The organism is Elizabethkingia occulta (assembly GCF_002023715.1).
GTDB classification, from domain to species: Bacteria; Bacteroidota; Bacteroidia; order Flavobacteriales; family Weeksellaceae; genus Elizabethkingia; species Elizabethkingia occulta.
Genome location: NZ_MAHX01000008.1, coordinates 20,260 through 39,369, shown reverse-complemented (window position 1 = coordinate 39,369; position 19,110 = coordinate 20,260). Strand labels below are relative to the sequence as shown.

General features: G+C 35.8%; 18 protein-coding genes. 8 read left to right on the top strand and 10 right to left on the bottom strand.

The window, feature by feature from the left end; all coding sequences use genetic code 11:
- Window positions 1-3 precede the first annotated feature (3 nt).
- From BAZ10_RS06130 to BAZ10_RS06115, 4 genes are all read left to right on the top strand, one after another.
- Window positions 4-2,127: a Tex family protein gene (locus tag BAZ10_RS06130; protein ID WP_078771324.1), complete on the top strand. Its 2,124-nt coding sequence runs from the start codon at window positions 4-6 to the stop codon at window positions 2,125-2,127.
- 176 nt (window positions 2,128-2,303) lie between these two features.
- Window positions 2,304-2,537, top strand: coding sequence for a hypothetical protein (locus BAZ10_RS06125; protein ID WP_078402129.1), 234 nt, complete (start codon window positions 2,304-2,306; stop codon window positions 2,535-2,537).
- Window positions 2,521-2,820: a type II toxin-antitoxin system RelE/ParE family toxin gene (locus tag BAZ10_RS06120; RefSeq protein WP_078771323.1), complete on the top strand. Its 300-nt coding sequence runs from the start codon at window positions 2,521-2,523 to the stop codon at window positions 2,818-2,820. Before BAZ10_RS06125 ends, BAZ10_RS06120 begins: the two co-directional genes overlap by 17 nt.
- A 57-nt stretch (window positions 2,821-2,877) precedes the next feature.
- Entirely contained in the window at window positions 2,878-3,387 is a 510-nt protein-coding gene (locus BAZ10_RS06115; protein WP_078771322.1) for a nuclear transport factor 2 family protein, read from the top strand.
- Between the two features lie 23 nt (window positions 3,388-3,410).
- On the opposite strand, the gene BAZ10_RS06110 is transcribed toward BAZ10_RS06115, so the two are convergent.
- The 6 genes from BAZ10_RS06110 to BAZ10_RS06085 form a co-directional block, all read right to left on the bottom strand.
- Window positions 3,411-3,896: an SRPBCC domain-containing protein gene (locus BAZ10_RS06110; protein ID WP_078771321.1), complete on the bottom strand. Its 486-nt coding sequence runs from the start codon at window positions 3,894-3,896 to the stop codon at window positions 3,411-3,413.
- 74 nt (window positions 3,897-3,970) lie between these two features.
- Complete coding sequence (locus tag BAZ10_RS06105; protein ID WP_185116396.1) at window positions 3,971-4,543, bottom strand: Crp/Fnr family transcriptional regulator; 573 nt, start codon at window positions 4,541-4,543, stop codon at window positions 3,971-3,973.
- A gap of 170 nt (window positions 4,544-4,713) precedes the next feature.
- On the bottom strand, window positions 4,714-5,523 hold the full coding sequence (locus BAZ10_RS06100) for a DUF2490 domain-containing protein (protein WP_078771320.1): 810 nt from the start codon (window positions 5,521-5,523) through the stop codon (window positions 4,714-4,716).
- A 245-nt stretch (window positions 5,524-5,768) separates the two neighbouring features.
- Window positions 5,769-8,207: a TonB-dependent receptor gene (locus tag BAZ10_RS06095; RefSeq protein ID WP_078771319.1), complete on the bottom strand. Its 2,439-nt coding sequence runs from the start codon at window positions 8,205-8,207 to the stop codon at window positions 5,769-5,771.
- A 13-nt stretch (window positions 8,208-8,220) separates the two neighbouring features.
- On the bottom strand, window positions 8,221-9,699 hold the full coding sequence (locus BAZ10_RS06090; protein ID WP_078771318.1) for a trehalase family glycosidase: 1,479 nt from the start codon (window positions 9,697-9,699) through the stop codon (window positions 8,221-8,223).
- A gap of 8 nt (window positions 9,700-9,707) precedes the next feature.
- On the bottom strand, window positions 9,708-10,940 hold the full coding sequence (locus BAZ10_RS06085; RefSeq protein WP_078771317.1) for an MFS transporter: 1,233 nt from the start codon (window positions 10,938-10,940) through the stop codon (window positions 9,708-9,710).
- Window positions 10,941-11,163: 223 nt separating this feature from the next.
- Here BAZ10_RS06085 and BAZ10_RS06080 point away from each other — a divergent pair, with 223 nt between their 5' ends.
- Complete coding sequence (locus BAZ10_RS06080; protein WP_059322283.1) at window positions 11,164-12,018, top strand: AraC family transcriptional regulator; 855 nt, start codon at window positions 11,164-11,166, stop codon at window positions 12,016-12,018.
- Window positions 12,019-12,078: 60 nt separating this feature from the next.
- On the opposite strand, the gene BAZ10_RS06075 is transcribed toward BAZ10_RS06080, so the two are convergent.
- Window positions 12,079-12,903 (bottom strand): CvfB family protein, encoded by an 825-nt coding sequence (locus BAZ10_RS06075; protein WP_078771316.1) that lies wholly within the window; start codon window positions 12,901-12,903, stop codon window positions 12,079-12,081.
- 74 nt (window positions 12,904-12,977) lie between these two features.
- On the opposite strand from BAZ10_RS06075, the gene BAZ10_RS06070 reads away from it, so the two are divergent.
- Window positions 12,978-13,439 carry a hypothetical protein gene (locus BAZ10_RS06070; RefSeq protein ID WP_078771315.1) on the top strand — a complete coding sequence of 154 codons (462 nt, stop codon included), beginning with the start codon at window positions 12,978-12,980 and terminating at the stop codon, window positions 13,437-13,439.
- Between the two features lie 102 nt (window positions 13,440-13,541).
- Window positions 13,542-13,997 carry a VOC family protein gene (locus BAZ10_RS06065; RefSeq protein ID WP_078771314.1) on the top strand — a complete coding sequence of 152 codons (456 nt, stop codon included), beginning with the start codon at window positions 13,542-13,544 and terminating at the stop codon, window positions 13,995-13,997.
- A gap of 54 nt (window positions 13,998-14,051) precedes the next feature.
- Here BAZ10_RS06065 and lpdA read toward each other — a convergent pair whose 3' ends face one another.
- From lpdA to BAZ10_RS06050, 3 genes are read right to left on the bottom strand one after another with little or no spacing between them, the layout of a single operon-like run.
- Window positions 14,052-15,455 (bottom strand): dihydrolipoyl dehydrogenase, encoded by a 1,404-nt coding sequence (gene lpdA, locus BAZ10_RS06060; RefSeq protein ID WP_078402140.1) that lies wholly within the window; start codon window positions 15,453-15,455, stop codon window positions 14,052-14,054.
- Between the two features lie 52 nt (window positions 15,456-15,507).
- The gene (locus BAZ10_RS06055; protein ID WP_078771313.1) at window positions 15,508-16,053 is read right to left on the bottom strand and encodes a shikimate kinase; all 546 of its coding nucleotides are present in this window, start codon (window positions 16,051-16,053) and stop codon (window positions 15,508-15,510) included.
- Window positions 16,053-17,159: a M14 family zinc carboxypeptidase gene (locus BAZ10_RS06050; RefSeq protein WP_078771312.1), complete on the bottom strand. Its 1,107-nt coding sequence runs from the start codon at window positions 17,157-17,159 to the stop codon at window positions 16,053-16,055. The genes BAZ10_RS06055 and BAZ10_RS06050 overlap by 1 nt, the downstream gene beginning before the upstream one ends.
- A 357-nt stretch (window positions 17,160-17,516) precedes the next feature.
- Between BAZ10_RS06050 and BAZ10_RS06045 the strand changes: the two genes are divergently transcribed.
- Window positions 17,517-18,599 carry a TerC/Alx family metal homeostasis membrane protein gene (locus BAZ10_RS06045; protein WP_059322297.1) on the top strand — a complete coding sequence of 361 codons (1,083 nt, stop codon included), beginning with the start codon at window positions 17,517-17,519 and terminating at the stop codon, window positions 18,597-18,599.
- Window positions 18,600-19,110 lie beyond the last annotated feature (511 nt).

Below are 19,110 nucleotides of genomic sequence, written 5' to 3'. Positions count from 1 at the left end.
TTTATGACAAAAACCGAATATATTCAGCAACATATATCAGCTCCTGCAAAAGGAATTGAAACCACATTACAGCTTCTTTCAGAAGATTGTACCATTCCTTTTATCGCACGCTACAGAAAAGACAGAACCGGAAACCTTGATGAAGTACAAATTGAACAAATCGCTAAGCTTTCTAAGCAGTACGATGAAATCGTTAAACGTAAGGAGTCTATCTTAAAATCTATAGAAGAACAGGATTCTTTAACCGAAGAATTACAGTCTAAAATAGAGTCGTCTTTTGATCTTCAGTATATTGAAGATCTTTATCTACCTTATAAAAAGAAAAAGAAAACAAAGGCCGATACTGCAAGAGCTTTAGGATTAGAGCCTTTGGCAAAAATAATTATGGCTCAGAATGCTTCTGATCTTACCGGAACAGCTTCACGTTATATTTCGGATAATGTTCCGTCAGAGGAAGATGCTTTGCAGGGAGCACGTGATATTATTGCCGAGTGGATGAATGAACATCTTTTCATCCGGAAACAATTAAGAAAATTATTCCAGTACAAAGCAGAGATTTCTTCTAAAGTTGTTAAAGCTAAAAAAGACGAAGAAGCTGCGCAAAAATTCTCCCAATATTTTGATTGGAAAGAAAGTATTTCCAGAATACCTTCGCACAGACTTCTGGCAATGCTGCGTGCTGAAACTGAAGGTTTTATAAAGTTTAGTATCGACACTGATAAAGATGAGGCTCTTCAGATTATAGAAAAAGCTATGATCAGAGGTAATAATGAATGTGCAGATCAGATAAAACTGGCAGCAAAAGATTCTTATAAGAGATTGCTGGAACCTGCCATCTCTAATGAAGTATTACAGGAAGCTAAACTAAAAGCTGATACAAAAGCCATTGAGGTCTTTGCAGAAAATCTACGTCAGCTACTACTCGCCTCGCCTTTGGGAGAAAAAAGAATTTTAGCCATAGATCCGGGGTACAGAACGGGATGTAAAGTTGTCTGCCTCGATGAGAAAGGGGATTTGCTCCATAATGAAAATATCTATCCACATGCACCACAAAATGAAACCGGAACTGCTATGAAAAAAATCCGGTCGATGGTGAATGCCTACAATATAGAAGCGATATCCATCGGAAACGGAACGGCTTCCCGTGAGACGGAATTCTTTATCAAAAAAATAGCATTTGACAGACCTTTGCAGGTTTTTGTAGTCTCCGAAGCTGGAGCATCGGTTTATTCAGCTTCCAAAATTGCAAGAGAAGAGTTCCCAAGCTACGATGTTACGGTAAGAGGCGCTGTATCTATTGGCCGTAGACTTTCTGATCCGTTGGCAGAACTGGTGAAGATTGATCCTAAATCTATTGGGGTTGGACAATACCAGCATGATGTAGATCAGACTTTATTAAAAGAAGAACTGGACTCTACTGTTATGCGTTGTGTAAATTCTGTAGGAATCAATCTGAATACCGCCAGCAAATCCTTACTAAGCTACGTTTCGGGAATTGGAGAGAAAATGGCAGAAAATATTGTAAACTTCCGTAGTGAAAATGGGGCTTTCGCAAACAGAAAGTCTTTAAAGAAAGTTCCGCGACTTGGGGAAAAAGCTTTTCAGCAGGCTGCAGGATTTTTACGCATCAGAGAAGCAGAAAACCCACTCGATAATTCTTCCGTTCACCCGGAAGCCTACTCTATTGTAGAAAAAATGGCCAAGGACCTTAACATTTCGCTGAGTGAATTTATTGGTAATAAAGAAAAAATTGCTCTGGTAAAACCTGAGAATTATATTACGGATCATACAGGTATTTTAGGGATTCAGGATATCCTGAAAGAACTGGAGAAACCAGGGCTAGATCCTCGAAAAGCAGCTAAAGTATTTGAATTTGATAAGAATATCCGTAAGCTGGAGGATGTAAAAACCGGAATGATTCTGCCAGGAATCGTTAACAATATTACAGCATTTGGGTGCTTTGTAGATATAGGTATTAAAGAAAGCGGACTCGTGCATATTTCACAGCTGAAAGAAGGCTTCGTTTCCGATGTCAATGAAGTGGTAAAACTACATCAGCATGTACAGGTAAAAGTTGTAGAGATAGATTCCCAACGGAAGCGTATTCAGCTTTCTATGATCCTATAATTTTTTAAATCAGATACTTTTTAAAAATATAACCAACACAGATTTTTAAAATCTGTATTGGTTATGCTAATGCTATAACACAATTAATAGTTAACTACTAAGTACTAGGACATTATTAATAACATTAGGATAAAATTCGGTATATTTGAGTTGGCAAAACTATTACGGGTACAAATATGAATAGTCACATTTTAAATAAGAAATTAGAATTAATCCAATGGTTATCTACATTGGAGGATCAATCTATTATTGAAAAATTAATTGCTTTCAGAAAAGAAGAAGCAAAGGACTGGTGGAATTCTATCTCTGAGGATGAAAAAAGTGCCATTGAAAAAGGTATTGAAGATGCTGATAGTGAAAAACTAGAAACACATTCTAACGCCCGAAAATTATATGAAAAATGGTTATAAAGTTTTTTGGACACAAAATGCATTAGACGAACTTTCCAGAACTATTGAATATCTCGAGAATAATTTTACAGAAAAAGAACTTAAGAAGTTAGCCCAGAAATTAGAAGACACTATCGAAGTAATTTCTAAAAGCCCAACTATTTATCCTAATGCTGATTCTAAAAAAATTTATAAAGCTATAATTCTAAAGTTTAATACACTTTACTATAGAATAAAAGACAATAACATTGAAATTTTATCCTTTTTTTCAAACCGACAAAATCCTGGAAAACGAAAAATTTGAAATTTTAATTTATAAATAAATCAAGGGCTCCCCTTTTCTACACCAATCAAATTGATTATGAAAAAACTAACTTTCCTTTTGGCTTTTATGCTTTGTATTTTTATTGTAAAAGCACAAAAAGCAGAACAACAAATTGACAAATTAATGACCAGCTGGCATCAGGCAGCTGCAAAAGCAGACTTTAATGGCTATTTCGGATTACTGCACGATAAATCTATTTATATCGGCACCGATGCTACCGAACGTTGGACAAAATCAGAATTTATAGGTTTTGCTAAACCTTACTTCGATCGTGGCAGAGCATGGGATTTCACAGCTATAGACCGCCATATTTCTTTTTCTAAAGATGGTAATACAGCATGGGTAGACGAAGTTCTGGATACTAAAAATATGAGCCTTTGCAGAGGTTCTGGCGTTCTGATTAAAGACAACGGAAAATGGCAGATTGTACAATATGTCCTTTCTATGACGGTTCCAAATGATCTTGCTAATGATGTCACAAAACTAAAAACTCCGGATGAAGCAAAAGTTCTGAAGGATTTCCAAAATAAAAAACCGCTTAAATAAAGCGGTTTTTTTATAGAATATTATTAATACAATTTGCTTTCGGCAAGCTCTTTTAGCTTTTGATTCATTTCATTAAATCCTTTTTTAGTATTTCGTGTATTAAATAACCAGACGAAAATTCCGCTAAATTTTTCGCTTTGTATAAACGTTGTTGTACCGTTTCCATTGTCTATCAATTCGAATTTATGCTTTCCGTCAAAAAGCCCTTTAAACATTAGTTTCCCTTGCCAACTTAATTCTTTGTCTTTTATCTTAGTTAGAATAATAGGTTTAAAAATCATGCCTTTCCTGTCCGGAGGTTTGATATTGACTACAATTTTATTTCCTTTTTCAGCCTCACCAGTAACGGATACTATAAATGGATTCCATTGCGGATAGTTTTCAAAATCGGTAAGTATTTTCCATATTGTTTCGGGTGCTGCCTGAATAACAATTTCTGTTTTAATTTCTTTTGCCATAGCCATAAAACTCATCAGGAGAGTTGCTAATAATAAAAAAAGACGCCTCATTGTGAAGTTTATTTAATTGAATATCACAAAGGTCTGGTTTGTATTGTAGTTTTGGCTTGATAAAAATCAAGAATTCAGGAAAATTGCTTTTTTCTGATACGGCTAAATGTTTCGGGTCTCATACCAAGCATAGATGCAATGTATTGTAAGGGAACCTGATTAAATAATTCTTTATTATTCTCAAAGAAAAAATGATACCGTTCTTCTGCTGTCATAGAAAGATGGCAGAAAATTCGGTCTTCGAGTATTGTAAAACAACGAACAATAAACAACCTTTCCAACTCTGGCCATCTGGGGATAATAATCTTTATCTTATCGTATTCACTCTTTCTGATGGTGTAAATCTCTGCATCCGTCAACGCCTGAATACTCCATCGGGCAGGTCGGTCAAAGATAAAACCAGACAAGTCGGTTACGAAATAACCTTTTGTAGAGATCCATTGTGTAATTTCCCTGTCTTCAGTTTCGAAAAAAATTCTCAAAAAACCAGATTGTACAAAACTTAGTCGATCACATTCTTTATTTGTATTAAGAAAGTAATCTCCTTTTTTCAATAATTCTAATTGAAACAAAGAGGCAATGGATGATAGCTCTTCAGGATCAATGATTCCGAAATAAGATTTTATACTAAGTTCCAGTTCTGTCATGTTTCAAATATAATAATTCTATTACTGCTACTATTGGTATGACTATAGATTGAACTTGAGTATATTAATTTATCTTTCGTTTTCAATACATGAATTTTCATTATCTGCGATGGAAATTTATAGATATGCATTTCCGGATATTATCTAAATAAAATTATAATTTTTAGAATCTATTCTACGCCTCTCTTTTTATAGGGAAAGTTCCAGATCAAATCTGCTGCTAAATAATGTACGCCGCCTTTAGAAGCGCTATGACTTCCGCTGATCAAATCGTCCATATAACCTATGTCCATTGAGAAAGGAGAATTGGGAATATTGAACATGTAATAAAGAGCAATACGCATTTCTTTATAGGCAAAAGGAGTCCAGTGGGTTTCTGGTTCGTTCATATAACTTGTAGAAAATAATGTCTCTACGCTTAATGCCAGCTTTTGGCTGTTTTTCTCAGATAAATTGTATGTCAATTGACTCTTCAGTCTTGTTCTCAGCTGAAAGTTTTCTTCAACATTATGAAAATCAGCATCAAAAAATTTTCTGAATTCCTGGCGGATGGTATTCTTCCACTTCCATCGACTTCCGACATTAAATGTATAAGCATATCTTCCGTAAAGTCTGAATTCTTGTTCTACTACTTGTTTTTCATAAGGTTCTATGCTTTGATATTCATTTTGTCTACGATAGCTTATTGCATAGCTGTATTGCTGATGAGGAGCAAATGAGTTGAAAACTTCATGATTGGCTACAAAAATAGCTTGCTTTGAAAATAGATTATCATTGTCCGGGCTACTCTTTCGCCCTATTGCAACATAGCTAAGCGCTTGTTTTTTTCCTAAAGAATCCAACTTACGACGAATTCCAAAAGCTCCCCAAAAAGCGGTATTGGCTTCACCCAATCCCGGCGGGCTAATCTGCGCTTTTAAACATCCGCCTGAAACCCACAATAAACCTAATGTCACAATAATTCTTCCCCTTCTGTACATACTGATCTTTATATAGAATTACATTTCTCCGTATACCAAATATTCCTCAATAGGACTTTTAGCTAATGGAAAAACAACAAATATAAATTGTTTGTTTTCTCTCTCCTTATGTAAAAACATCTAAAAATATTCATAATCAGGACAAAAGCGCTATAAAAATGGCCCGGTAAAAACCGGGCCAAATCATTTACTTGTGTCTAAATATAGGTATCCCTAGCTTAGACAGTTTGTTTGTGAAAACTGATCTAAAAGTCCAAGGTAATAGATCCTCTTACTGCGGCACCCATAATTGGTCGTGCCATAATAATTCCGTCCCCTGTTGGAGATCCTGCTCTTGGGTCTCCTTCGGTAATACCAATAGTATTAAATATATTGGTGCCGTCTATTGCAAAACGTATTTTACCTAGCTGATAGGACATTCCGGCTCCAAATTCGCTAAAAGAAGGTAGAACCTGAACATTCTTTTCATCCTGGAAACGTTTTCCATAATAGTTATAACTGATATAAGTTCTCCATTCTTTGGTAATGTTAACAGCCGGAGAAATATTGAAATAAAATTTAGGAATTCTTCTTACTACATTGCCATCATAGTCAAATGTTGCCCCATCTGCATTTCTTCCGGTAAAATTTTTATACTTCGGATTCTGAATTGTCCCGTTAAATGTAATTTCCAGGACATTGCTGAACAATCGGGCATAACCTTCCAATTCTACCCCAAGGTTAGAAGTATTGGCAAATTTATTTTCGGAAGTTCCGTTAGAATAGACATCTGTAAATGACAGATTTTTCAGCGTTGAGTAAAAAGGAATTACAGCTATATCGAAAGTACGGGAATAATATTTGTAGCCTACTTCCAGCTGATTGGTTAATACAGGTTTTATTTTACTCAGATCCGCCATATTATTATAATAGGCTTCTTCATTTGGAGATCTGAATCCACTTGAAAAACGTGCATATACTGCATTTTCTCTATTGATTTTATAGTTTGCAGCCAAGGTATAAGACACTTTACTGATGTCATAATTCCAGTATGTATACTTATTACCAAGAACAGCCATATTATCATCCGCAGTAGTAGTTGCAAAGCTGTGGGTACCATCTGTTGTTAAACCAGAATTATTAAGATTAGCCGTTGTTGTACTCACACCGTAACCTTTATAAAAATCACGACTGTAGCGAATCCCTCCATTTAAGCTCAGGTCATCTGTAACGTTGTAATCTACATTTAAATAGATATTATTCAGGCTTCCCTGTATCTGAGAATCTCTGAGAAGGAAAGACATACTGCTAACACCATTGTAAGTCTTAGAATATCCGGTATCAGTTGGGTTTAGTGATTTGTCTACAAGATTCAGCAATTCTGGTCTGTCCGTCGCTGTTGTCAGGATATTACTCCAGTTCCAGTATTGGTGAGATTTCCAGTTGGATTTATAAAAACCAGCTGTAATATTTCCTTTATCAAACTTATAGTTGAACTGCAAATCGTTCACGAAATTTCGCATCTGTTTGTCAATCGCCCAGAAACCTAACTCCTGAACATACTGTGGACTAACGGGCTGGCCATTGCTAACTGAAGAATACTGATAGTTGTTCGCACCAACTCCTTTATTTCTAGCAAAATCGGCAGCCAGCTGCGGTCCGCCTGCAGGGAAAATTCCGGTATAGTTCATATTAATATTCGTATACCTGGTCTTATTCAGTACGGTAAAATTATTATCCAAATCATATTTAAACTCTACTCCTATTACATCAACCTTCGGATGAATACCATCTTCCAGATTTCTTTGGAAAAATCCGCCTCCGGCCTGCGGAATGTTCAGCTGACTAATAGATCTGTAGCTGTAAGTTCCGTAGTTAGGATCGAAGCCTGGGAAGCCTTTCAGGTCATTTCCATTCTGTATTAACGGAATTGGCAGATAGAATGTATTCTTGTCATCCAGCTTTTTATAATATGCTTTTACATATCCTTTATCGAAAACATATTTCAGGTTCATTTTAATCTGTCCACCGTCATTTGCTTTAAATCCTGTTTTCCGTATTCCGTTATCTACTCTGTAAAATCCACCAACATTAAAGAATAGTTTGTCTTGTATCAAAGCTCCGCCAACATTAACATCAGTACGCATCAGGCCATAAGATCCTGTTTCCAGCTTCGCTGTTCCTTTAAAAGTATTCGTTCCTTCTTTGGAAATAAAGTTAATAAGTCCTCCAGGCGAGTTGTTGGCAAAAATAGACCCAGAACCTCCTCTTAGTGCTTCCAGTCGGCTTACCGTATTATCTACTCTGAAAAAATTATCAGCATTGGCGAATTGCAAAGCTCCATCTTCAAAAACAGGTAAACCGTCTTCCTGTACCTGAACAAATTCATAAGCTCCGGCAGAAGGAATTCCTCTTGCAAAAAGGTTGTTCCCTACTTCTCCACCCGATGTTTCTACGGCAAAGCCTGGTACTCTTTGTAACAAAGCGGCAGCACTTATAGGATTCTGCTTCTGAATCTCTTTAGCACTAAAAGTAGAAATTGCGGTACTGGATTCTATTTTCTTTTTAGGATTAGAATTACCTGTAATAACCACCTGATCTATTGATGATACTTTCGTGGAATCTTTAACCGTTTCCTGTCCGTATGCATTATGAAAATAAAGCATGGCGACACCGGTCATCAGAAATATTGATCTTTTCTTCATATCATTGATTTTTTTAGTTTCGTTTTAACTTCAGATAAACGCCGTTTGTCCAGCCAAATCCATCCTGATTAGGATATTCACCACCTCCGGCAATTGTTTTGGTATCCAGTGCATTATACTTCTCCATCAACTTACCAGTATTATTATAAACCCTTTCTACATTAATACTCCAATTATTCTTTATTGTATCCGCCAATTGTGTATATCCATAATTCTTCATTCCTAAAAAGCCTAGCCACTGATACGGAGCCCAGGCATTTGGCAGATCCCATTGCTGGCCTGTTTCTTTTGTAGTTGTAACCAGACCGCCCTGATAAAGAAACTTTTCAGCAATTGTTTCCGATACGGCTTTTGCCTGCTTCTCGTTTGCAAGTCCAAGGAATAGAGGATATAATGTTGCAATGTGTTCGGAAGATGTTTTTTTATGCTTCTTTATATGGTAATCTCTGTAAATTCCGGTATTTTCATCCCAGAAATAAAGATCTATACACTGCTTTCTTTTTTCCGCTCTTTGGGTATAATATTCAGCCTTATCATTCATTCCCATAAGCTCTGAAGATTTTACCAGTGTTTTTTCCAAATGCCATAACAAGCAATTAAGGTCTACCTCGGCCAAATTAAGTGTTTCTATAGTCTGTATAGTCGCTCCATCTTCGAACCATCTGCTGGAAAAATCCCAGCCAGATTCACAGGCGCTTCGTATATTTCTGAAAAACTCTTTTCCGGAAATGTTATTTTGATCCTCAATATCTATGAGATAGCTTTCGGGACGAGGTGTGTTTTCGGAATCATAATAACGGTTTAATATATCCCCTTCCCTTGTTTTGATCACTCTTTTAGTGGCAGAATCATTTTCCAGTCCCTCTTCGCCGTCCATCCAGAATAGATATTCTTTTTCCAGTGTACTGTGATACTTGCTGTATATTTTTTCATCATTTGTGCTTTCAACCAGTAAATCGAGCATCAGAGAAAAATATGGTGGTTGGGAGCGACTAAGAAAATGTGTTCTGCTGGCATTCGGTACAAACCCGAATTCGTGGATCAGGTAGGAGCAATTCTCAACAATGTTTTTCATCATCTCTACTCTCCCCGAAACTTGTAATCCCAACATTACAAAATAGCTATCCCAATAGAAAAATTCGTTAAAACGTCCTCCCGGAACAATATAAGATTTTGGAAGTTTAAGAAGTGTCCCTTCGTTTTCAAAAGCTGTATGGGTAAGTTCGTCCCAAAGCTTTTCAATATGTTCTTCTATAGGCAGTATATCTTCTTTCTTTACAGCCTTTTCTCCTATAAAATCAAAGTTTGATAGTACAAAAGATCTTAGATCAAACCCTTCTCCTTGCTTTTCCGCCTCATATTTCTTATTAATCTCGGATACAGGAAACAAAGGAATAACATCTGTCATTGTTTTCTGATCTTTAAAAATTCTGGCTCTTTGAACATCATCAAACAGAGGTTGAATTTCATTAATATATAATTGACTGTTCATATCTGTATTTATTTTTTATTTGTTTGTATTTTTAATCTGTTCATGAAAATTGCGGAGATAATCAGCAATGTCAATGGGATAAGAGAAAGATAAAAGGCTCTTTGTCCACTGAATTCCTGGAAAACAAAACCTGTTATAATCGATCCTATTGTACCGCCTATTGCCGAAAAAACGACGATAAGTCCGGACATTGCACTGTGCAAATATTTCGGGATGGAAGCCAGAATTACGGAATTGATACTTGGATAAATTGGCGCCAGCAATCCTCCCATCAAAGGAAATAAATAGACCACAAGAGGAGCGTTCATCCATGTTGTATTGGTATCGATAGCAGCAGTGTGAGTCAGAGGTAATACCAATAACAGACTGATTGCAAAACCTACCACACAAAAAGAGACAACATAAATCCAGCTAAATTTTTTGGAAAAAAATCCGGACAGGAATCTTCCAAGTGCAAATGCTCCTGCCAATACAGCACCTGCCTGTATACTCATGGATGTGGGTACCTTTAATATCTCTTTATAGAAAGTCGGCGTCCAGGTCTGGAAACTTTGCTCCACCAAAACAAACAGGAAAGCACAAAGAAGAAAGAATAAAACTTTTTTATAACTGAAAAGACTAATACTATTCTTTATATCTCCTATTAAATCTGTTGTACCACTTTTTGCTTCTTTTTCATTTAGTTTTGAAAAGAAAAGAAATATAAAAGACAAAGACGAAAATACTCCCAATACCCAATATACATTCAGCCAGTGGGTAGACTTCGGATTATGATCATCTATAAATAAACTGAATAATACATTACCCGCCAACACTCCTATCATAAAGAAACCTTCCAGAAACCCCATAAAGCTGGAATGTTCTTTATCCGTATTGGTAACAAGACCTATAGAAGTAAAAACCGAAATCTTGATAAGGGCAAAGGAAACACCTACTATTGTAAAAAGTAATTTGAAAAACCAGAAATCATTGGTAAAAGGCATAACAAAGCATATACAACTCACCAGAAAAAGTGCTGTAAGCATTGCTTTTTTTATTCCTATTTTAGGAAGGAATGAGGCTAAAATAAAAGAGCATATCGCAATAGGAAGATCTTTAAATCCTTCCAGAACACTCGCCGAAGATTTTGAAATTCCGAAGTTTTGCTGCACCTGCAAAATAACTGTTCCTACAGAATTCAGCAGAATTGCAAAAACAAAGTAGTTAAGAAATAAAACGGCCTTTATATTGAAGTTTTTCATTTACCAGTTTTTTAATATCCTGTTTTTCAGGACTAATATTTTATAAAATAAAACACCGGTACATCAATATTCTTCAGAAATAATTTGCACCTGTTATTCATTGAATAATTTCCTGGTGACTAAGATAGAAGCATTTGTGTTAACGTTAATTTAACACAATAAACAAATATTTGAACTATATTAATATAATTATTATTTTTAGTGAATAAATGTGATTAATTGAATGAAAGTTAGTTTTGAAAGAATTATTCCAAGTGAAAAAAGCTCGTTCCGGACGCTCCATAATAACTCTCCTATTTCTGAGTTTAAATGGGAATATCATTATCATCCGGAGATAGAACTTGTTTGTGTAATTTCTGGAAGTGGTACACGGCATGTAGGCTACCATAAAAGCAATTATACAAATGGCGATCTTGTATTAATAGGATCAAACATCCCCCATTCCGGATTCGGGCTGAATTCGGTGGATCCGCATGAAGAAATAGTCCTCCAGTTCAGAGAAGATATTTTACACTTTCCACAGCAGGAAGTAGAAACCAGAGCTGTTAAAGATTTATTGGAACGTTCTAAATATGGAATCCTTTATAGCACTGCTACAAAGAAATCATTACTGCCAAAACTAAAAAAACTCCTGGAATCTGAAGGCTATAAAAGGTACTTACTGCTTCTGGAAATTCTCTTCGAACTTTCTATGTGTGAGGAATACGAATTACTAAACAAGGAAATTATGCCTTATACCATAATCTCTAAAAACAAGACAAGACTGGAGAATATCTTCACCTATGTAGAACACCATTACGATAAAGAGATAAATATAGAAGATGTTGCAAAGCTGGCTAATCTTACTTTACCCGCATTCTGTAATTTCTTTAAAAAAGCAACACAGATTACTTTTACAGAGTTTGTCAATCGTTACCGTATTAATAAGGCCTGCCTTCTGATGGCTCAGGATAAAACAATATCCGAATGCAGCTATAGCTGCGGCTTTAACAATGTTACTTATTTCAACAGAATGTTTAAAAAATATACCAACAAAACGCCATCCGAATTTATCCGAAGTAACTCCGGTAATAATTAGAATGCAAAAAAAAGCTGTCTTCAATACTCTTGAGACAGCTTTTTATAATATGCTCTAATTTTATTTCAAACGGATTTTATCTTCCAGAATCTCAATAACTCCTTCTTTGTACAATCCACCAATCGCCTTTTTAAAGTTCTTTTTACTCATCTGTAATTTGTCCTTGATCTCTTCAGGAGAAGATTTATCAGAAAGATAAAGCAAACCTCCATGGTCATCCAGAGCATCCAGAATCTCCTGACGAAAACTGTCAATATTTTCAAAGCCTTCAGGCTGTAGAGTAACATCTATCTTCCCATCCTCTCTTATTGCTTTAATATAGCCTGTTTCTTCGTTCAACGGATATAATTTCTTGTACACATCAGAAGCATATACAAGTCCTATATATTTTTTGTTAACGACTACATTCCATCCAAGCTCCGTTTCATTAATCAGGATCAGATCAACTTTTTCTCCTTTCTTCAGATCCAGATTCTCGTACTGAGGATTTCTTTTAAATTTTGTAGTTCCGGTAATAAGCCCTGTAGCCTCGTCTATATAAACATGAACAAGATATCTTTTTTCCTCAATAATCTTACCTTTCTGCTGTTTGTATGGAACAAACAGATCTTTTATAATTCCCCAGTCCATAAAAGCACCACTGGGAAGCGTTTGTACCGCACGTAGTACAGCATATTCTCCTACCTCACAGTAAGGGATTTCGGTTGTCGCCTTTAGTTCTCCTTCTTCCTGATAAACGAATACTGATACCTCATCACCTATTTCCGAAGCAGGATCTGCAAAAAGTTTGGATAGAAAAATTTCATTCCCTGATTCATCCTTTAATTGAAGTCCGGCTTCAGATTTCCCGGAGACTGATAAATATTGTTTCTTCCCGATTTGCATATTTTATTTTTATGCAAAAATAGGCTTTCTTTTACGGAAGAAAAACTTTATTTAATTTTGATTAAATATCTCTCATGAAATATTCTGCATTATTATCTGTTTTTTTGCTCTTCGGGGCTCTTTATTTTCCTAAAGCTCAGTTTATTGATCAAACGGCTATTGGTGTTGGATATAAATATACAGGTAGAAATAGTCTGAAGTTGAATTTTGAATACAGAACCTCTACTTCCTCCAATCAGGTTTATTTTAATCTTGGTGCTGGAGCCATTTATACTCCGGTAAACGGAAATAACAAAATTTTGCCGGAGGTGCATGCATATTATAACAATGCCATTTTTATGTACGGGATGTCTGTATCTCCATATGCTGTAGAGCCAAATATAGGATTTAGCCTTTTAAATATAATGTGGTTAACCGGCGGCTATGCAATTCCATTGAATAAGGAAAAATATTTCCGCGGCATAACTGTGGGGATACAATTTAATATCGCTCCGGTAAAGGCAAGTGCTTTCTATGATAAATTCAGGACTTTCTGATAGTCATAATCTTATTCTGATATTTTTAACAAAAATTTATGAAAATTATTATTATTCCTGCCTTCATAAAAATCTAAATTTGAGAATAATTAAATAATTGATATGGCACAAATTAACGTTTATCTTAATTTTGAAGGAAATTGTCTGGAGGCCTTTGAGTTTTATAAATCTGTTTTTGGTGGTGAGTTTCCTTATGTGGGAAAGTTCTCGGATATGCCACCTAGCGAGGAATATCCCGTTAACGAAGCAGATAAAAATAAAATAATGCATATTGCCCTTCCTATTTCGCAAGAAACCGTACTTATGGGCTCCGATGTAACCGATAATACATGTAAAGAAGGGAAATTTGTTAAGGGTAACAATATCCAGCTTTCTGTAAATACTGGTTCCAGAGAAGAAGCAGAAAAAATATTTAACGGACTCTCTGCAGGCGGACAGGTAACAATGCCTTTACAAGATACTTTTTGGGGTGCCTACTTTGGGATGTGGACAGATAAATTTGGGATTTCGTGGATGGTTAATTACGACGATCCTGCGAAGCAGCAACAACATCCTTAAAAAATAAAAAAGCAATCCAAAAGGATTGCTTTTTTATTTATGATTAAGATAATCTTACATGTGAATTGAACGCTTACCTGTAGCATCTAAAGCAGCTTCTTTAATCGCTTCAGTATAAGTAGGGTGTGCGTGAGAGATTCTTGCGATATCTTCTGCAGAAGCACGGAATTCCATTGCAACAACAGCTTCAGCAATCATATCTGCAGCTCTTGCCCCGATCATGTGTACACCAAGGATTTCATCAGTCTTCTCATCAGCAAGAATTTTGATTACCCCATCAGTATCCATACTCGCTCTGGAACGTCCTAATGCACGCATTGGGAAAGATCCGGTTTTATAAGCAACACCAGCTTCTTTTAATTGCTCTTCAGTTTTACCTACGCCAGCAACCTCAGGCCATGTATAAACAACACCCGGGATAAGGTTATAGTTAACGTGTGGTTTTTCTCCAGCTAAAGTTTCAGCTACAAAGACTCCTTCTTCTTCAGCTTTATGTGCAAGCATAGCTCCTTTTACAACATCTCCGATAGCGTAGATATTTGGAACGTTTGTTTGCAAATGATCGTTAGTCTTTACTCTTCCTCTTTCGTCAAGTTCTACACCTGCTTTCTCAAGACCAAGACCATCTGTATACGGACGACGTCCTACAGATACAAGACAGTAGTCACCTTCAACAACTACATCCTCTCCTTTTTTATCTTTAGCTGTAACTTTTACAGTATCTCCGTTTCTTTCAACTCCTGAAACAGCAGTAGAAAGCATAAACTTCATGCCTTGCTTTTTCAGAGTTTTCTGTAATTCTTTAGACAAAGTACCATCCATTCCCGGGATAATTTTATCCAGGTATTCTACAACAGTAACATCGCTTCCTAAACGAAGGTATACAGAACCCAATTCAAGACCGATAACGCCTCCACCGATTACGATAAGGTGCTTAGGCACTTCTTTAAGGTTTAATGCTTCTGTAGAAGTAATTACTCTTTCTTTATCCAATGTAATGAAAGGTAATGAAGAAGGCTTGGAACCTGTTGCAATAATTGTATTTTTAGCTTCGATAACCTCAGAAGATCCGTCAGCTTTTGTTACTTTAATCTGAGTTGCAGATTCAAAACTTCCTAATCCCTGTAATACAGTGATTTTGTTTTTATCCATAAGGAAGTTAATTCCTTTGGTAGTCTGGTCTACAACATCATTTTTACGACTGATCATTTGTGCAATGTCCACTTTAGGCTCATCGATAAGAATACCATGAGTAGCGAAAGTGTGTTTTGCATTTTCAAAATGCTCAGAAGAATCTAGTAATGCTTTAGACGGAATACATCCAACGTTTAGACAAGTCCCGCCCAGGGTAGAATATTTTTCAATAATTACGGTTTTGAAACCTAATTGTGCACATCTGATTGCTGCGACATATCCACCGGGACCTGAGCCGATAACGGCTACATCGAATTGATTCATATTTTAGTTTTTAGATTGACAAAATTATTTTAAGCCACTAAATTACGGCTTTTTAATGAAGTAACTGCCATTTGGAAAGTAATTTTTCTGCGATTTCTATAGTCGGAAAATCTCCCGAAATTTCAGTAATTTCAACAGTCTGATTCTCCAGCCATTTACGGTGGGCCTTTATGGTACGATTAGCAATTCCTTTCATTTCGTCGTAATCTTTACAAAACGCAATAAAATCATTATGCATCTTTTGGATTTCCGGATCTGTGAAGAGTTTTTCACCATACCTTTCCGCCTCCCGCTTCTTTACCCTAAGCATTCTGTTCTCGGGTGGTACAAATAGAAAGACAATTTTATCAAAACAGGAATGAATTTCCGGTGACCAGCTAATGCAGCTCCCACCGAAAATTATGGACTCCCTGCTTTTTAACAATCTTAAAATTTCCGCATCTCTGCTTTTCGGATCTCTTTTTACCGTATAGGGTGTATATGTCTTCTCCCAGAAAAAATCATCTGAATCCAGATATTTCCAACCTAGTTCCTTACTGATATAATTTCCCAGTGTTGTAACACCGGAACCGGAAGCTCCCAAAATATGAATTATCATTACTCCAAGCTGAAGTTTACTTCTTCATCCAACTTTGGATATTTTCTTTCTGATATAAATTTCTTTCCGGTTGCATCGATTTCTTTCCAGGCTTTTTTCTTACCTATATCTCCTACTTCTGCAACAAAAGGGACAAAAGAAATTTCCTCATCGCCTTCATTAATTACCTCTTTATACTGCACAGCTACATCCAATATACATTCGAAATCTGTATTCAGTTTTACATTTCTGTAAATAAGATCATAATGGGTTTGCTGATTTTCCGGAATATCGAAGTAGGTTTCATACCCCAGTGTCTGACCAGGAATAATGGACATTGCTGCCAATGCATCATACAATGCCAGTGTATAATATTTACGGGTTTCTTTTCTCAGGTAATCATCTTCCGAGTGCCCACCTTCAAACAGTACTGTAGGAATACCTGCCAGCATAAAATTGTCTCCGGTTGATGTCGGATAGAATTCATCTGTATAACGTCCGATACGATTAGGCATTTTATTTTTCAGATCCGAATAAATATGTGCAATAATTGCCATACTCTTTTTTCGGTTTTCATTTAGTGTTCTATCCTGATCGAAAGAAGGAGCCAGGAAAGACAAAGTTGCAGGGTTTACGCCGTCTGTTGTGAAGATCGTTCTCTGATCGTGCAGATTTAGTGCATAGTCGTATTTCTTATCTTTAGCTATCTTTTTCAAAATTTTAATCTCAGGGCTCGACTCTTTCAAAAAATCTCTGTTCATATCGATATCCAAAGCATTGCGTCTGGTCCATTTTTCCGAACCATCCGGATTCAGCATAAAGATAAAGTCCAATGTTATTTTACTAAAAAGTCTGTCCTTTAGTTCAGTATTCTTATCCAGTGAGTGAAGCAAGTCCAGCATTGCCAGTGTAGCAGTAGATTCGTTTCCGTGCATCTGAGACCAGGCCAGAACATTAACAGGTCCATTACCTATTGAAAATTGATAGACAGGTTGTCCTAAAACTGACTTGCCTACCTCTGATATATAATCGCTGTAATTCTCCTGTAGGAAGGAAAATAATTTTTGAGGCAAAATATAGCGATTTGAGAAGTTTACATTTGTGAAGTATTCAAAAACTGATGCCATTTACATTTTTATTTTCTGCTTCAAATTTAGGGTATTTTTATCTTTTATTAAAATTTACATCTGAGAATTGTTAAACACTTTGATTTGACAAAATGTCTGTTGATAACTTTTCTCATTAACGAAAAAATAATCAAAAAATGTAACTTACTAACAATCAGTTTTTAAAAATATTTATATAAAGTCTTTTTTTATATTTACTTTAAGCCTATTTTAAAGACAAATATTCATAAATGTGGATATAATAGTTAAACAAACCCTCTTTTCAAATTCCTTAAAAAAAACTTAAGTTCACATTTGTAAAAACGATGTCAATTATTGGTTTTTAGACTATCTTTGCGCATTACATTGTACTAAAAAATGAGTGGAGAACTTTTATTTATCATAGGCTTCTTAGCCATCGTAATATTAATCCTGGTTATCGATCTGGGATTATTCAGTAAAAAGAGCAAAAACAAAGAAAATAGCAATAAATCGGTATCGCTGAAACAGGCAATCCTGATGAGTATATTCGTTATCTGTGTTGCTCTTGGATTCTATTTTTTCCTGATGCAATTCGGGCACTATCTGCACAATATAGACAGTATGGAAAGACTGCAGCAGGTTATAGCCAAGCACCACCACCCTGTCAAGATAATCCCGGGTGATTTTGAAACCAGCTTAGAGCTTTATGACAAGAACCTTGCCCTAGAATATATCACAGGCTATATTGTAGAATATGCCTTATCTATAGACAATATTTTTGTAATACTCCTTATCTTCGGATCTTTCAAGGTAGCCGAAAAGAATTACCATAAGGTACTTATCTGGGGAATTTTGGGTGCTATCATCATGCGTTTCATATTTATCTTTGTAGGGGCATCTCTTATCAGCCGATTTGAGTGGATTATGTACGTATTTGGAGCATTTCTTGTCTTTACAGGTCTCAGAATGTTCTTTAGCAAAGAAGAAGAGCATATAGATACCGAAAAGCATCCGGTGGTCAAGTTTGCCAATAAATACTTTAAAGTCCATAACAAATTCGAAGGAAACAAGTTCTTTGTAGTAGTAGACGGAATTAAAAAAATGACACCTTTATTTCTGGTACTGTTAATTATAGAGTTTACCGACCTTATTTTTGCAGTGGATTCTATTCCTGCGATTTTTTCAGTAACTAAAGACCCTTATATTGTATTCTTTTCCAACATATTTGCCATTATAGGACTTAGATCTATGTTCTTCCTTCTGGCTAATATTGTAGATAAATTCAAATATTTAAAAACCGGTCTGGCTTTTCTGCTTACATTCATTGGATTAAAGATGATCTTCCATCACCAGCTGGAAGACTGGGGCTTTAAAACAACGCATTCTTTGTTGGTTATCTTAGGTATTTTAGGAGTAAGTATCGCTGCATCTTTAATCTCGTCCTCAACGGCCGAAAAACGAACAAAGATCAATCATTAAGGTATTTATCAAGCGTTCCCTAACATCTGCAATTATTCTGTAATACTTGCAGACAGTTAAGTGTATATCAGGTTATCTTTTGCACTGTGAGAGATACAGGGCATGCTATGTTTAGCAGGTATTTAACAACATAAATTGATACAGGAACATACAGCTATAGATAAACTTCTAAAATAAGCCCGTTTAAAGCCTTAAATTCTAATCCATATCAAATTATGAGGTTTGCATATCGGTTAGGCTGATTCTGCTTGTTATAGCAATCATACAGAGTATTAGACACTAGGCATATCCCCTGTTCTGCTTTTCGAAAGTATATTAGCATAATGCAGAGGCTTATCAACCTGTTTTATCCGAAGAAAGTCCATAGTCTGAAACAGGAAATAGCAATTAGCAGTATAAAGCTCAATAATGTTGTTTATCAAGTTGATAATACATAGAAAATTCAACAATTTTCTATTGTAAAACAGTTGATTATCCAAAATTTACATCTCAAATTTACATTACTATACAT

Excerpts from the sequence above, each read along its gene's own strand:
- BAZ10_RS06090 (WP_078771318.1), bottom strand. The coding sequence starts at position 9,699 with ATGAACAGTCAATTATATATTAATGAAATTCAACCTCTGTTTGATGAT.
- BAZ10_RS06130 (WP_078771324.1), top strand. The coding sequence starts at position 4 with ATGACAAAAACCGAATATATTCAGCAACATATATCAGCTCCTGCAAAA.
- BAZ10_RS06115 (WP_078771322.1), top strand. The coding sequence starts at position 2,878 with ATGAAAAAACTAACTTTCCTTTTGGCTTTTATGCTTTGTATTTTTATT.
- BAZ10_RS06055 (WP_078771313.1), bottom strand. The coding sequence starts at position 16,053 with ATGATAATTCATATTTTGGGAGCTTCCGGTTCCGGTGTTACAACACTG.
- BAZ10_RS06105 (WP_185116396.1), bottom strand. The coding sequence starts at position 4,543 with ATGACAGAACTGGAACTTAGTATAAAATCTTATTTCGGAATCATTGAT.
- BAZ10_RS06095 (WP_078771319.1), bottom strand. The coding sequence starts at position 8,207 with ATGAAGAAAAGATCAATATTTCTGATGACCGGTGTCGCCATGCTTTAT.
- BAZ10_RS06075 (WP_078771316.1), bottom strand. The coding sequence starts at position 12,903 with ATGCAAATCGGGAAGAAACAATATTTATCAGTCTCCGGGAAATCTGAA.
- BAZ10_RS06100 (WP_078771320.1), bottom strand. The coding sequence starts at position 5,523 with ATGTACAGAAGGGGAAGAATTATTGTGACATTAGGTTTATTGTGGGTT.
- BAZ10_RS06125 (WP_078402129.1), top strand. The coding sequence starts at position 2,304 with ATGAATAGTCACATTTTAAATAAGAAATTAGAATTAATCCAATGGTTA.
- BAZ10_RS06070 (WP_078771315.1), top strand. The coding sequence starts at position 12,978 with ATGAAATATTCTGCATTATTATCTGTTTTTTTGCTCTTCGGGGCTCTT.
- lpdA (WP_078402140.1), bottom strand. The coding sequence starts at position 15,455 with ATGAATCAATTCGATGTAGCCGTTATCGGCTCAGGTCCCGGTGGATAT.
- BAZ10_RS06080 (WP_059322283.1), top strand. The coding sequence starts at position 11,164 with ATGAAAGTTAGTTTTGAAAGAATTATTCCAAGTGAAAAAAGCTCGTTC.
- BAZ10_RS06120 (WP_078771323.1), top strand. The coding sequence starts at position 2,521 with ATGAAAAATGGTTATAAAGTTTTTTGGACACAAAATGCATTAGACGAA.
- BAZ10_RS06085 (WP_078771317.1), bottom strand. The coding sequence starts at position 10,940 with ATGAAAAACTTCAATATAAAGGCCGTTTTATTTCTTAACTACTTTGTT.
- BAZ10_RS06110 (WP_078771321.1), bottom strand. The coding sequence starts at position 3,896 with ATGAGGCGTCTTTTTTTATTATTAGCAACTCTCCTGATGAGTTTTATG.
- BAZ10_RS06045 (WP_059322297.1), top strand. The coding sequence starts at position 17,517 with ATGAGTGGAGAACTTTTATTTATCATAGGCTTCTTAGCCATCGTAATA.
- BAZ10_RS06065 (WP_078771314.1), top strand. The coding sequence starts at position 13,542 with ATGGCACAAATTAACGTTTATCTTAATTTTGAAGGAAATTGTCTGGAG.
- BAZ10_RS06050 (WP_078771312.1), bottom strand. The coding sequence starts at position 17,159 with ATGGCATCAGTTTTTGAATACTTCACAAATGTAAACTTCTCAAATCGC.